11 protein-coding genes and 1 pseudogene are annotated in these 13,828 nt (G+C 45.7%); 9 read left to right on the forward strand and 3 right to left on the reverse strand.

Annotated elements, in window-relative coordinates; translation table 11 throughout:
• Window positions 1-177 precede the first annotated feature (177 nt).
• Window positions 178-1,521, reverse strand: a complete 1,344-nt coding sequence (gene larC, locus QUB56_RS30840) for a nickel pincer cofactor biosynthesis protein LarC (RefSeq protein WP_332960159.1) — start codon at window positions 1,519-1,521, stop codon at window positions 178-180.
• A 75-nt stretch (window positions 1,522-1,596) separates the two neighbouring features.
• On the opposite strand from larC, the gene QUB56_RS30845 reads away from it, so the two are divergent.
• On the forward strand, window positions 1,597-2,262 hold the full coding sequence (locus tag QUB56_RS30845) for an L-threonylcarbamoyladenylate synthase (protein ID WP_332960160.1): 666 nt from the start codon (window positions 1,597-1,599) through the stop codon (window positions 2,260-2,262).
• Between the two features lie 264 nt (window positions 2,263-2,526).
• On the opposite strand, the gene QUB56_RS30850 is transcribed toward QUB56_RS30845, so the two are convergent.
• Window positions 2,527-2,811, reverse strand: coding sequence for a DUF427 domain-containing protein (locus QUB56_RS30850; RefSeq protein ID WP_332960161.1), 285 nt, complete (start codon window positions 2,809-2,811; stop codon window positions 2,527-2,529).
• A gap of 97 nt (window positions 2,812-2,908) precedes the next feature.
• Here QUB56_RS30850 and recQ point away from each other — a divergent pair, with 97 nt between their 5' ends.
• The 7 genes and pseudogenes from recQ to QUB56_RS30885 all read left to right on the forward strand — a co-directional run bounded on the left by recQ (window position 2,909) and on the right by QUB56_RS30885 (window position 11,932).
• Window positions 2,909-5,104 (forward strand): DNA helicase RecQ, encoded by a 2,196-nt coding sequence (gene recQ / locus QUB56_RS30855; RefSeq protein ID WP_332960162.1) that lies wholly within the window; start codon window positions 2,909-2,911, stop codon window positions 5,102-5,104.
• A 60-nt stretch (window positions 5,105-5,164) separates the two neighbouring features.
• Window positions 5,165-6,295 (forward strand): AAA family ATPase, encoded by a 1,131-nt coding sequence (locus QUB56_RS30860; protein ID WP_332960163.1) that lies wholly within the window; start codon window positions 5,165-5,167, stop codon window positions 6,293-6,295.
• Window positions 6,292-6,996 carry a hypothetical protein gene (locus tag QUB56_RS30865; protein WP_332960164.1) on the forward strand — a complete coding sequence of 235 codons (705 nt, stop codon included), beginning with the start codon at window positions 6,292-6,294 and terminating at the stop codon, window positions 6,994-6,996. The genes QUB56_RS30860 and QUB56_RS30865 overlap by 4 nt, the downstream gene beginning before the upstream one ends.
• A gap of 143 nt (window positions 6,997-7,139) precedes the next feature.
• Window positions 7,140-9,089 carry a long-chain fatty acid--CoA ligase gene (locus QUB56_RS30870; protein ID WP_332960165.1) on the forward strand — a complete coding sequence of 650 codons (1,950 nt, stop codon included), beginning with the start codon at window positions 7,140-7,142 and terminating at the stop codon, window positions 9,087-9,089.
• 151 nt (window positions 9,090-9,240) lie between these two features.
• On the forward strand, window positions 9,241-9,681 hold the full coding sequence (locus tag QUB56_RS30875; RefSeq protein WP_332960180.1) for a YlqD family protein: 441 nt from the start codon (window positions 9,241-9,243) through the stop codon (window positions 9,679-9,681).
• A 534-nt stretch (window positions 9,682-10,215) separates the two neighbouring features.
• The gene (locus QUB56_RS30880; protein ID WP_332960166.1) at window positions 10,216-11,517 is read left to right on the forward strand and encodes a dihydrolipoamide acetyltransferase family protein; all 1,302 of its coding nucleotides are present in this window, start codon (window positions 10,216-10,218) and stop codon (window positions 11,515-11,517) included.
• Window positions 11,518-11,656: 139 nt separating this feature from the next.
• Window positions 11,657-11,932, forward strand: a pseudogene (locus QUB56_RS30885) (four helix bundle protein).
• A 135-nt stretch (window positions 11,933-12,067) separates the two neighbouring features.
• Here QUB56_RS30885 and QUB56_RS30890 read toward each other — a convergent pair.
• Window positions 12,068-12,160, reverse strand: a complete 93-nt coding sequence (locus tag QUB56_RS30890) for a DUF3370 family protein (protein WP_332960181.1) — start codon at window positions 12,158-12,160, stop codon at window positions 12,068-12,070.
• A 599-nt stretch (window positions 12,161-12,759) separates the two neighbouring features.
• Here QUB56_RS30890 and surE point away from each other — a divergent pair.
• A complete protein-coding gene (surE, locus tag QUB56_RS30895; protein ID WP_332960167.1) occupies window positions 12,760-13,437 on the forward strand; it encodes a 5'/3'-nucleotidase SurE in 678 nt (225 codons plus the stop codon).
• Window positions 13,438-13,828 lie beyond the last annotated feature (391 nt).

A 13,828-nucleotide genomic window follows, 5' to 3' on the forward strand; every position in this document is an offset into this window, starting at 1 on the left:
TCCAAAAAGGACAGGCGGGACGCCCATCCCACTTTCAAGAGTGGAAGTTATTTAATTCTCATTCCTTAGGATTTACGCAGGGGTGGTCAGAAACCGGGTTTTTTACGAAAATACTGCGTTGTGACCGGCAGATTCGATAAAAAACCCGGTTTCTTTGTCGGAGTGCGTAAGTCCTGATTAAGTGCGATCGTACCAACTTTGCAGCGCCAAGCGGTGAACTTCCCGCCAGCTAATATTTTTAACTCGGGCAATGGACGCGCAATCTTCGTATTCCGGCTGCACATTAACAATCATTTGTCCAGACTTGGCAATTTTTATTTGCACTTCGCCGTATTCTGTTTGAACTTTGTGGATTTCTCGATGTAAAATAGTTCTTTCTTGAGTCGATCGCCTAATTCCCAGAGTAGTAGTCTCGCGAAAGATAACTGCTTCGCAAGCATCCTGAAATTCCGGATGACAAATCGCAGTTAACAAAACCCCCAGCCGCGACTTTTTCATCACAATTGGGGCAGTAAAAACATCCAGAGCCCCCGCGGCAAACAAAGCATCGAAAACATAGCCGATCGCCTGCGGACTCAAATCATCAATTTGCGTTTCCAGTACACAGATTGCTTCTCGATCGTTAGTTAAATTTTCTTTGCCCGCGAATGACTTCTCCCCAATCCAGAGGCGCAAAATATTAGGAATTGCCAGGTTTCGAGAACCTGCACCCAAACCGATCGCCTGAAGAAGCATCGGCGGTGGCGGGCCGAAACCAGCGGCGAGAGCACAGGCGATCGCACTTCCCGTAGGAGTACACAATTCGCGATCGATGCCATTGCTATAAACCGGCACTCGGTGCGTTTCCCACAACCGCATCACCGCCGGCGTCGGCACCGCTAACTTACCGTGGGCCGCCTTCACCGTACCCCCACCAGTCGGCATCGCCGAAAAGTAAAACTCCTGAATATCCAACCAATCCAAACCCAAACAAGTACCGACAATATCAACAATTGCATCCGTCGCCCCCACCTCGTGAAAGTGAACCTCGTTTGGGGGGATACCGTGTACGGCACCTTCTGCCTCTGCTAAGAGGCGAAATACGGCCAAACTCCAGGCTTCCACGCGCCCAGGCAAGTTTGCAGAGACGATGATCTGCTCAATTTCGGGCAAGTGGCGATGATGAGTGTGGCTAATTTCGGCATCTGCTTCCCCGTGACTGTGAGAATGTTCTTCCCCGCGATGATGGTGGTGGTGGCCCTCGAAAGTCGGGGATTCGGTTTCCGAGGGATCGAGTGTAAAGTCGGTAGCGGGATTTTCGGGTTTTAACGACAAATCCGCAGCTAAATCGACATAAAATTTAGTTGCTTGTTGAGTATTGCGGTAAACTAATTCCGTCCGCAACTGGTACTCTGTGGAAATGCCGAGCAAATTAAGTTTTTCGATTAGGTAGTCTAAAGGAACACCGGCGTGGACGAGAGCTCCTATGCACATATCGCCAGCAATGCCGGTTGGACAGTCAAAATAAGCTATTTTATTCATTATTAACAATTAATTTTCAGCATTGATTGTTGCACTCGATATTTCGATCGCCCACTTAGCCTGCAATATCTTAACATGGCAACTATTTACGAAGTGCATCCAGTTGCACCCCAAAGAGACCGGATCGAGAAAATTCAAAAAGCTGTGAAAAATGGGGCAGTGATGCTTTATCCGACAGATACAGTTTATGCGATCGGCTGCGATATCAACTCCAAGTCGGCAGTAGAACGAGTCAGGCAGATCAAGCAACTATCCAATGATAAGCCTTTAACGTTCTTGTGTTCCTCTCTGTCAAATATCACCGACTATGCTGCAGTCAGCGATGAAGCATACAGAATTATCAAGCGGTTAATACCCGGGCCTTACACATTTCTGCTGCCAGCTACCAAGTTAGTGCCGCGGTTGGTAATGAACCCAAAACGCAAAACCACGGGAATTCGCGTTCCCGACCACCGGCTTTGTTTTACCCTGTTGGAAGCTTTGGGAAATCCGATTATTTCAACATCCGCTCACATTACCACTGATGATGAAGGTAAAGCACCAGTCCCTGCATCAAAAGCAGAAAGTTTTGGCAAAGCTGAACTGTTTGACAGTTTTTCAAAGTTAGTGGATGTCATTGTCGATGACGGTTCCGATCCTGGATATCAAGTTTCTACCATTCTCGATTTGACAGAAGGCGAACCGATTGTTGTTCGCCGCGGTTTGGGATGGGAAGCTGTCGCCGTTTGGGAAAACAATTAAAATTTCAAGGGGCGGGTCAATCGATTTTCGATTTTCGATTTTCGATTTTAGATTGACCCCACGGATAAATGCGGGGGCTTGAGGATTTTCCATTTTCGATTTTAGATTGACCCCACGGATAAATGCTCTTTCTTGAGGATTTTCGAAAATCGATTGGGGATTGATTCCACGGATAAATCCGGGGGCTTTTACCACCTTTTAAAATCGCTTGTCAAGCGCCAAATTCGCACAAAACCCGCCCCAAGTTTTTAACTAAAAACTGCTTTAAGCCTCTACCTTAACTCCTTTCCAAAAAGCAATATATCCTGCTATATTTTTAGCAGCATCTTTCGGAGTAGGATAGTACCAAGCAGCATCTTTATTAACTTGTCCGCCGACTTCGACACTGTAGTAACTAGCAACACCTTTCCAACCGCAAGTCGTGTGAGTGCTGCTGTCCTTGAAATACTCGCGTTTGATGGTATCTGGGGGGAAATAATAGTTGTTGTCTACAACTTCGCACTTGTCGCTCTCGGCCAAAACGGCACCATTCCAAATTGCTTTCGGCATCGGTTTCTCTGCTTAAATTGAGATTCTCAATTATTGTAACTGTATTTGTGTTCAAAAAGCATAGAATAGTGTAGAAGTCAACAACCAACTACTGCAAATGTCAGGGTCGATTCCGCCAACATCTCCTGTGCCGCTGTCCCTCGAACCAGCCCTCAAACATTTTTTTGGCTATGACTCTTTCCGCCCGGGACAGCGGGAAATTGTCGAAGCTGCTTTACAAAAACGGGATATGATGATTGTCATGCCGACTGGCGGTGGCAAGTCTTTGTGTTTTCAATTACCGGCACTGTTGAAACCGGGATTGACTGTGGTTGTTTCGCCGTTAATTGCTCTGATGCAAGACCAGGTGGAAGCTTTGCAAGATAATGGAATTGGGGCGACTTTTCTCAACAGCACTTTGAGCACTCAGGAAACCCGATCGCGCGAAACAGCGATTCTCGAAGGTAAGATTAAATTGCTCTACGTGGCACCCGAACGCTTGCTCGGTGAGAGATTTTTACCGTTTTTAGATATAGTAGCAAACAAGTTAGGAATTTCGGCATTTGCGATCGACGAAGCCCACTGCGTTTCGGAATGGGGACACGACTTTCGACCAGAATACAGGCAAATGCAGCGAGTGCGCGATCGATATCCCGACATTCCCATTATGGGGCTAACAGCCACCGCCACCGAGCGCGTCCGCCAAGACATCATCCAGCAGCTAACTCTGCGAAATCCCTACATCCACGTCGCCAGCTTCAACCGCCCCAATTTATACTACGAAGTTCGCCACAAAACCAAGCACAGTTTTGCCGAAGTTTTGCAAATCATCCAAAAAAAAGGCGGTTCGGGAATTATCTATTGCCTCAGCCGCAAAAAAGTTGACGAAGTTGCCTATAAATTGCAACAAAGCGGCATCCAAGCCTTACCGTACCACGCTGGGATGAGCGATGTCGATCGCGCAACCAATCAAACCCGCTTCATTCGCGACGACGTACAAGTAATGGTAGCCACAATAGCCTTCGGTATGGGCATTAACAAACCAGACGTGCGGTTTGTAATTCACTACGACTTGCCCAAGAATCTCGAAGGATACTATCAAGAATCCGGCCGCGCCGGCCGAGACAACGAACCCGCCCATTGCAGCTTATTTTTCGGCTACGGCGATGTCAAAACCATCGAATACATAATCGAGCAAAAACCAGACCCGCAAGAACAGCGAATTGCCAAACAGCAGTTACGGCGAGTAATTAACTATGCAGACTCCAGCGATTGCCGCCGCACAATTCAGTTAAGTTATTTTGGCGATTCATTTCCCGGAAATTGTGGCAATTGCGATAACTGTTGCAACAAAAAACCAGTAGAAGACTGGACACTTGAGGCAATGAAATTTCTGTCTTGCGTCGCGAGATGCCAAGAAAAATTTGGCATGAATCATATTATTGACGTGCTGCGCGGCTCAAAAAATCAAAAAGTATTCCAATACCAGCACCACCAACTTTCTACTTACGGAATTGGCAAAGATAGAAGTGCTGAGCAATGGAAAAAGTTGAGTCGTTCGCTGTTACATCAAGGTTTTTTAGAGGAAACAACAGACGGGTTTCCCATTTTGAAACTGAATGAAAAAAGTTGGGAAATTATGAAACGTCAGCGCACAGTTGAAATCGCTATTGAACCGCAGCGGGAAGTACAGGAAAAAGTTCGGTATTTAGCAGTAGAAGTAGAAAGTTTATTTGCCGTACTGCGGACGCTACGCAAACAAATTGCCGACGAACAATTTGTGCCTCCTTACGTAGTTTTTGCTGATAAAAGCTTGCGAGACATGGCAGAAAAACGCCCGCAAAATCTCAGAGAATTCGAGGAAGTTTACGGCGTTGGCAGCAACAAGCGAGATAAGTACGGCAAGGTTTTCTTGGAGGCAATACGCACTTTTTGCCAAGAACAAGACTTGCCAACTAATGCTCCATCTTCTGCTGCCGCGAATCTTCCTAATCTTACTAACGTTGCGTCTTATTCGCAGATGCAAACCTGGGAATTATACCGACAAGGTTTGACAGTTCAAGGAATAGCGAATGCGCGGGGGATGAGTCCTGTTACTATTTCGGGGCATCTGGTAGAGTTGATGGATATGGGCTGGGAAGTTGATATCAATGTGTTGGTGGAATCGGAACGCCAGCAGGCGATTGTGAACGCAATTGAAGTTATTGGGGATGAGAGATTGAGAGCGCTTTATGAGTTTTTGGAAGAAGTTTATACTTTTGAGGAGATTAAGTTGGTGCGCGCTTGGTGGCGGCAAAATTATGTCAGTTTTTAACCGCAGATGTAGGGTGATGAACGCTGATAGACGCAGATAATTAATAGATAGGAGGGGAAAATGAGAATTAAAAAAGTAGCTTTTTGGGAGCATGTATTAGAGTGGCGTTTTGAACCAATCTATTTTTCTAATCTTGCCTTGCTAGTTGGGGTATCTGGTGTTGGCAAAACTCAAATACTCAAAGGAATTTCGAGGTTAAAAGAGATAGCGAATGGTGCTTCGTTAAATGGCTTAGCGTGGGATATCACATTTTCGACAATAGATATAGATAACGATGTGGAGTACCGATGGCAAGGCGAGTTTGAAACAAAAAAAAATCCTGTCATAATTCCTAATCAGGAAGACGAAGCCCATAACTTTAGGATTGTCCGCGAGCATTTATCTAGAAATGGCGATACAATTATCGAAAGAAACTCTACTGAAATCAAGTTTAAAGGTAACACAACGCCAAAATTATCACCTTTTCAAAGCGCAGTGCAAATCTTAAATCAAGAGGAAGATATTTTACCTGTTCAGCAAGGTTTTAATCAAATCATTTATAGTAGTAATTTGAGTTCGGTTAATGAATATTATGACCTACCTCTCAGGCTAATACCGAATAATTTAATAAGTGATGTTTTATTAAATAAGGTTAAATCAAGTAATCTACCCATTCAGATTAAAATAGCTTTAATTGATAGAAATTCAATCATTTTTAATGAAATAAAACGTGCATTTATACAGGCGTTTCCTCAAGTCGAAGATATTAAAATAGAAGCAGTTGAAGATGACGATTCATCATTTACAAGTTTTCCCATTCAGATAAAAGAAAAAGGTGTCAATAATTGGATTTCTCAGGATAACATTTCGTCGGGAATGTTGAAAACGCTAATTCTCATTAGCGAACTGTACTTGTCGCCAGAAGGAACTGTAATTCTGATTGATGAATTTGAAAACAGCTTGGGGATTAACTGTATCGATGTTGTTACCGATTTGCTCACGGAAAATAGAAACATTCAATTTATCCTCACCAGTCATCATCCGTACATTATCAACAATATCAGCATGGAATACTGGAAAATAGTAACCCGTACAGGAGGTGTTGTCACCGTCAAGGATGCCAAAGATTTGAACCTGGGAAAATCTAGACATCAGGCTTTTACGCAATTGATTAATCTCGAAGAATATAGCGAAGGAATCAAAGTGGAATGAATCTATATTTTTTAGTGGAAGGGATGCAATCGGAGAGAAAAGTTTATCCAGCTTGGCTAAGTCATCTATTGCCTGAATTAACACGAGTTCCGAGTTACGATGAGGTGAATGAAAACAATTATTATCTGATTAGTGGTGAAGGATATCCCTCATTATATGATTTTATTCCTCCTTCGATTGAGGAAATTAACTTAAGCGGCAAATACAACTATTTTGTCCTGTGTCTTGATGCCGAGGAAAATACTGTTGCCGAACGACACGCGGAAATTTATGATTTTTTGCATCAGGAAAAACTAGAATTAAAAAATGCAGAACTTGTGCTAATTGTTCAGAATCGCTGCTTGGAAAGTTGGCTGATGGGAAATCGCAATATTTATGCAACACATTCTCAAAAGTTAATACATCCTAAAAATCAATTTTTATTAGATTATACTAAGTATTATGATGTTTCAGTTAATTGTCCTGAAATAATGGGAAAATATCCAGATTTTAATACCCATGCTCAGTTTCATGGAGCTTATTTGAAAGTGTTATTTGAAGCTAAAAATACCACATATTCTAAAACAAGACCTGGAGATGTACTCAAGCCATTTTATTTGGAACAGCTATTGAAAAGAATTGAAGACAAGCCAGGGCAATTGACTACTTTTCGACATTTCAGCGAGTTTTGTAATATAATTAAATCCAAATTGCCAAATTAAAAGGCAACAAATAAGAGAAAACAGAAATTAAAAAATAGAGACCGATTCGCCAACTGTCCCTACCCAAGCAGATACAGTTAGGATACATTTCATACTAGATTTAGATAAAACACTTTAATCTCGCACAAGTCACAAAAATAACTATGAACAGCCCAGCATCTTACGCATCATCTCAACTGACCGATCGCGATCGCGCTAACCTCAGCCGCCTGATCGATTACAGTTCCATTCGATCGATACCCGAAATTTGGGCGACCGTCAAACAAAAATTCGGTCAAACCGTGGCCCTCCACGACCCCCACAGCCAGCCAGAAATCAAACTCACCTACACCGACCTCTACCAACAAATCCAGCAATTCGCCGCCGGCTTACAAGCCCTAGGCATCGAACCAAATCCAGCAGAACCAGTCCCGAACCGCGTCGCCCTCTTCGCCGACAACAGCCCCCGCTGGCTGATAGCCGACCAAGGCATCATGATGGCCGGGGCCGCCAACGTGGTTCGAGGTGCCACCGCCGACCCCGAAGAACTCCTGTACATCATCCAAGACAGCGGCAGTACCGCCTTAGTAGTAGAAAACCTGGCATTACTCAGAAAACTGCAACACCGCCTCCCGGATTTGCCTGTCCAACTCATCGTCCTCCTCTCCGAGGAAGAACCGGAAACCAGCCAAACCCTAAACACAGTCAAATTTTCCCAAGTGATGAGCACAGGGGCCAACCGTCCCCTCAAACCCACCAACCACAGCCAGCAAACCCTCGCCACCCTCCTCTACACCAGCGGCACCACCGGCAAACCTAAAGGCGTCATGCTGACTCACGGCAACCTGCTGCACCAACTCAACACCTTGGGCACAGTTCTGCAGCCCGAAGCCGGCGACGGCGTCCTCAGCATTCTGCCCAGTTGGCACGCCTACGAACGCAGCGTCGAATACTTCCTGCTTTCCCAAGGATGCACGCAAATTTACACCAATATTCGCTATTTCAAACAAGACTTTAAAACTTACAAACCCCAGTACATGGTCAGCGTTCCGCGCATCTGGGACTCGATTTATGAGGCCGTACAAAAGCAATTTCGCGAACAGCCGCCTAACAAACAAAAATTGGTGAATTTCCTGTTATCTGCCAGCCAGCAATACATAGAAGCCCGCCGCATTTGCCAAGGATTAACTCTCAGTTTGAAACCGGCTTCTGCTTCCGAAAAACTAATCGCGCGCACCAAAAGCATTCTGTTGTCGCCCGTGCACGCCCTCGCCGAAAAACTGGTTTACCAAAAAGTCAGGCAAGCTACAGGGGGACGCTTAAAATGGGCGATTAGCGGCGGCGGTTCTTTGGCCGCGCATATAGACAATTTCTTTGAAATAGCGAATATCGGTTTATTAGTGGGATATGGTTTAACCGAAACGTCCCCGGTTTTAACCGTCCGCCGCCCTTGGCACAATCTTAAAGGTTCCGCAGGACAGCCTCTAGCCCATACGGAAATTAAAATAGTAGACCCCGAAACCAGACAGCAACTGCCAACAGGTCAGCACGGTTTAGTATTGGCGCGGGGGCCGCAAGTCATGGCTGGTTATTATCTCAATCCCCAAGCGACTGCGAAGGCGATCGACCCCGAAGGCTGGTTCGACACCGGCGATGTGGGCTGGCTGACACCGGGAAACGACTTAATCTTGACCGGGCGGGCTAAAGATACGATCGTCCTCAGCAACGGCGAAAACATCGAACCCCAGCCCATAGAAGACGCCTGCATCCGCAGCCCCTACATCGACCAAATTATGCTAGTAGGTCAAGACCAGAAATCCCTCGGCGCCTTAATTGTCCCCAATCAAGAAGCCGTGCAGAAATGGGCAGAAACTCAGAATCCCCCATTACACGAAATTGACTGGAATAGCAAGACAATTCAAGATTTATTCCGCAAAGAATTGAACCGAGAGGTGCAAAATCGCCCCGGATACCGCGCAGACGATCGGATTGGCCCGTTCCGGTTGATTCAGGAGCAATTTTCGATGGAAAATGGAATGTTGACCCAGACCCTGAAAATTAAGCGCCCGGTTGTGACGGAACACTACCGCGATATGATTGACGGAATGTTTTGAAATATTCGCAGGACTTGGGGAATGGAGAAGAAAAAATTATCCCAACACCCGAGTCCCGAGTCCAAGTCCTCTGTCCTGGGCCATTAGTTCATGTTTACTAACTAATGACTAATGACTAATGCCTAATTCCCCATTGACAATCAACAACTTTATGGAACCACAATTACTCTTGAAGCGATCGATTAACGTTAAAGTCGTCGTTACTCCCCGCTGGAAAGAAGAAGCTCAACAGCAACTCCAAGCCCAAATCAACCAAATAGATTCTCAGCTACAACAGCTCGAAATGCAAGGGCAGCGGATGATTTCAGAAATCCAAAAGCAAAACCTGCACCCCCCAGGTCCGCAAGTACAGCAGCAAATAGAAAACATTCAAGTGCAGGTGAATCAAAGAAAAAGCGAACTGCTAGAACAGAAAAACCAAAACCTGCAACAACTCCAGCAAGTGCAGGTGCTAGACCTCGAACAAGAAGTGAGTCAAGGTCAAATTGACGGCACGTTCACTGTCGCGCTCGGAGAAAACTTGATTCAAAAAATGCAAGTAGAAATTCTCCTCCGCGATGGCATAGTCGAAGAAATTCGAGGTGATATTTAGAAATTGGTAAGTGGTAAGTGGTAATTCGTAATTGGCAATAGATTTGGACTCATTAGTCACCGATCTTCGGACTAGAGACTGGCATAATAATAATTATGGCCGATCGCCGATCGCCAATTACCAATTCCCAAACAAGCTGTTGTGCATTTAACTTGTATCTTTGGGGTTCTCCGGATGCCATTTGTGTCAAGAAACAGGCTAAAACCACGTCTCAACAAGGGTTGTAGCCAAGTTTCGCTCCCCCTAAATCCCCCTTAAAAACGGGGACGAAAGAACGCTCTTGCCCCCTAAATCCCCCGAGCCTGCAGGGTGACGAAAGAACGCTCTTGTCCCACCCCCTACTCCCCTTATTAAGGGGGGCTAGGGGGTATCGAAACTCGACTACCAGCGACATAGCTCGTGGGTTTCAGTCTTAATTTGACACAAATCGATCTCCTGCCCGCCCCACAAAAGTTTAACTGTATTCGGCCGTGCAATTTAAATGCCTCGGAGCTTACCGATTCCCGATTAGCAACTCAAAAGGACTTTTTACAGATGATTCGCGAAGTTTTCATGCCAGCCCTGAGTTCTACCATGACAGAGGGCAAAATTGTTTCCTGGGTCAAATCAGCCGGAGACAAAGTAGAAAAAGGCGAAACGGTGGTAGTGGTTGAATCCGACAAAGCCGACATGGACGTGGAGTCTTTCTACGAAGGTTATTTAGCAATAATTATCGTACCAGCAGGCGAAGTTGCTCCGGTGGGAGCGGCAATCGCCCTGGTAGCAGAAACAGAAGCGGAAATCGCCGTCGCTCAGCAGCAAGGAGGCGCCGCCCCAAGCGCAGCAGCAGCCCCCCCTAAGAGCCCCGCTCCTGTCAGCGCACCTACATCGTCCTCCGGTTTGCAGCAAAATGTCAGCCGCCAAAACGGCCGCAGCGTCGTTTCTCCCCGCGCTCGCAAGTTAGCTAAAGAATTTAAAGTAGATTTGAATTCTATCAAAGGCAGCGGGCCCAACGGCCGCATTGTCGCTGAGGATGTGGAAGCAGCAGCCGGGAAAGCCCAACCCGCTCCGGTTCAGCAATCGGTAACAGTCCCCGCAGCACCGGCACCGGCACCGGCACCTGCAGCACCCGCCCCCGCACCAGCCAAACCGACAGCCGCACCAGTCCCGGCGGTGGCAGTTTCTGGCCAAAGAGTACCGATGAATGCGCTGCAAAATGCCGTGGTGCGGAATATGGAAGCAAGTTTGAGCGTGCCGTCTTTCCGCGTCGGTTACACAATTACTACTGACAAGCTGGACACACTCTACAAACAAATTAAGTCGAAAGGCGTCACGATGACGGCTATGCTGGCGAAAGCAGTAGCAGTAACTTTACAAAAACATCCTCTGCTGAATGCTTGTTATGTGGAGTCGGGCATTCAACACCGCGCTGATATTAATGTGGCGGTAGCGGTGGCGATGGATGGCGGCGGTTTGATTACGCCGGTGCTGCAAAATGCCGATCGCCTCGATATTTATTCTCTCGGACGCACTTGGAAGGATTTAGTCGATCGCGCCCGCACCAAGCAGTTGAAGCCTGATGAATACAGCACGGGAACTTTTACTCTTTCCAATTTGGGAATGTTTGGAGTAGACAAGTTTGACGCGATTTTGCCGCCGAATCAAGGCTCGATTTTGGCGATCGGCTCTTCGCGGCCGCAAGTAGTAGCAAATGAGGAAGGCTTGATGGGAGTGAAGCGCCAAATGCAGGTGAATATTACTTGCGACCACCGGATTATTTACGGTGCTGACGCTGCATCTTTCTTGCAAGATTTAGCGAAATTGATTGAGACCAATCCTCAATCTTTGACGCTTTAATTAGTTAACTGTTGACTGTTGGCAGTTGACTGTTGACAGTTAGCAGTTGACTGTTGACTGTTGACTGTTGGCTGTTGGCAGTTGACTGTTGACTGTTGACTGTCAATGGTTTGCCTTCAACTATGTTAAAGGAGCTAATATGGAAAGCTTTCACCAGCTAAGAGTTTATCAATTAGCTGAAAAATTTTTAAATAAAATATGGTTTATTGTTAAAAAGTGGGACGACTTTGCGAAGGATACGATGGGAAAACAAATAGTGCGATCGGCTGATAGTGTTGGTGCTAATATTGCATAAGGACATGGACGGCATAGCTATCAAGATAATCAGCGTTTTGTGAAAATTGCCAGAGGTTCATTAAACAAAACAAGACATTGGTTGAGACTTGACGTATCTCGCAATCTTTTGACTCAATAACAGATCGATCGACTCCATCCGTTATTAAATGAACTTTCACCAAAACTTAATGCCTATCTTAACTCATTAACACAAAAACCCAAAGGTTAGCAGTCAACAGTCAACAGTCAACAGTCAACAGTCAACAGTCAACAGTCAACAGTCAACTTGCACAACTTCGGGGCTGTTGCTGTTGAAAAAGGGGATGCTGTGGAGTTTTCCCGGCAAAACGCGCACTTGTTGGGGCACTGTCAGGGTTTTCAGCGGGCTGCTGCTTGGCTGTGGCGACAAATCCAGTTCGTTTGCGGCTGCGGGGAATTCTGGCCCGACGGTTGTTGTTGGACCGGAGGTGCGGGGATTGTTTTAGCTAGGGGGAAAATTGGCAAAAACATTGCTGAGAGCGCGTTTAACTGAACTTGTATTGATATTTTGTCGCTCGGGCGATCGAAACAAAACTTTACCACTTTTTTGGAGGAATATTTGAGGCAAGCATTATTTCATCGCTTGACCATATTGGGCGCTATTTCAGAATGTTTTTTCCACTTAGGATACAAAATATAAAGAATATGCAAAAGACTAATGCCACCGATAACTTTCTCAAAATAATTGCATTCATTCCATCGCAACCATCTTAAAATCTAAAATCTCAAATCTCAAATATAAAATCTAAAATATAAAATCGAATTACCTGTCATAACTGAACTTAGTAATCTATAAATATAGATTAAACTGAATGGGGGGCCCAAATGCTGCTGCCAGCATTTCTTAATTCCACCAATCCGATTTATCTTCAGCCCTGGCAGCACTGTCTGAAAATCTCCAATCTCAAATCTCAAATCTCAAATCGAATGACAATAATTTTAACCAATGACGACGGAATAGACGCTCCCGGGATTCAGGCACTTTTGCAGGCTGTCAGCGGCAAAACAATTATCGTGGCTCCGCAGGGGCAATTGTCGGGCTGCGGGCATCAAGTGACTACTCACAGTCCGATTCATGTCGATCGGCGATCGGAATTTGAATATGCTGTAGGGGGAACACCGGCCGATTGCGTGCGCATCGCTCTTCATCACCTTTGTGCGAAGCCGGATTTGGTGCTTTCGGGTATTAACGCGGGTGGCAATTTGGGGGTTGACGTGTACATTTCCGGTACGGTGGCCGCTGTGCGGGAAGCAGCCATGCACGGTATTCCGGGGATCGCAATTTCCCACCGGATTAAAAGGCCGCTCGAAATAGACTGGGATGTCGCTACTCGCTGGACATCGCGGGTGTTGGCCCATTTGCTGAACCGGGAACCAAAGTCTGGGTGTTTCTGGAATGTGAATTTGCCGCATTTAGCGCCGGGAAGTGCGGAACCGGAAATTGTGTTTTGCCGGCCCTCGACGCAGCCCCTGCCTGTGGTGTACCGGATTGAGGGAGAATACTTTTATTATGCGGGAGAGTATGGATCGCGCGAGCGGGCGGCGGGGACTGATGTTGACGTGTGTTTTGAGGGTAATATTGCGGTAACAGAGATATCGCTGTGATAGATTTGGGCGATCGAGCTATATTTTTTCGGCAACAAAATCTAAATATACGATGTTAAATTCGATCGGCGACGGAACGTTTCATATTCATGGCTAAAAACAGAGTTCATTATACTTTGGGTTTAGCACTGCATATTCCCTAGATATAATAAACCTGTTTTCGCCTTATCCCAAAATAGGATATTTAAATTTGTTAAAAATCGATAGTAATGACAATTGAACAAAATTAATCACAATCCCGAGAGTTGCAGCTATCTCTACTTGCGGCCGTCCGTGCCACCATAATTTTTTTTGTCATCCTTCGGCTTAGCAACACCATCAGGTTGTTTCTTTGGCTTTTTGATTTCTTTGTTACTTTTTCTTTCTTTTGACACGATCGTTCCTCAATTTT

Origin of the sequence: Microcoleus sp. AR_TQ3_B6, from assembly GCF_036702785.1 — a bacterium.
GTDB lineage: Bacteria > Cyanobacteriota > Cyanobacteriia > Cyanobacteriales > Microcoleaceae > Microcoleus.

Coding starts and splice junctions, on each gene's coding strand:
- larC (WP_332960159.1), bottom strand. CDS start 1,521: ATGAATAAAATAGCTTATTTTGACTGTCCAACCGGCATTGCTGGCGAT.
- QUB56_RS30845 (WP_332960160.1), top strand. CDS start 1,597: ATGGCAACTATTTACGAAGTGCATCCAGTTGCACCCCAAAGAGACCGG.
- QUB56_RS30850 (WP_332960161.1), bottom strand. CDS start 2,811: ATGCCGAAAGCAATTTGGAATGGTGCCGTTTTGGCCGAGAGCGACAAG.
- recQ (WP_332960162.1), top strand. CDS start 2,909: ATGTCAGGGTCGATTCCGCCAACATCTCCTGTGCCGCTGTCCCTCGAA.
- QUB56_RS30860 (WP_332960163.1), top strand. CDS start 5,165: ATGAGAATTAAAAAAGTAGCTTTTTGGGAGCATGTATTAGAGTGGCGT.
- QUB56_RS30865 (WP_332960164.1), top strand. CDS start 6,292: ATGAATCTATATTTTTTAGTGGAAGGGATGCAATCGGAGAGAAAAGTT.
- QUB56_RS30870 (WP_332960165.1), top strand. CDS start 7,140: ATGAACAGCCCAGCATCTTACGCATCATCTCAACTGACCGATCGCGAT.
- QUB56_RS30875 (WP_332960180.1), top strand. CDS start 9,241: ATGGAACCACAATTACTCTTGAAGCGATCGATTAACGTTAAAGTCGTC.
- QUB56_RS30880 (WP_332960166.1), top strand. CDS start 10,216: ATGATTCGCGAAGTTTTCATGCCAGCCCTGAGTTCTACCATGACAGAG.
- surE (WP_332960167.1), top strand. CDS start 12,760: ATGACAATAATTTTAACCAATGACGACGGAATAGACGCTCCCGGGATT.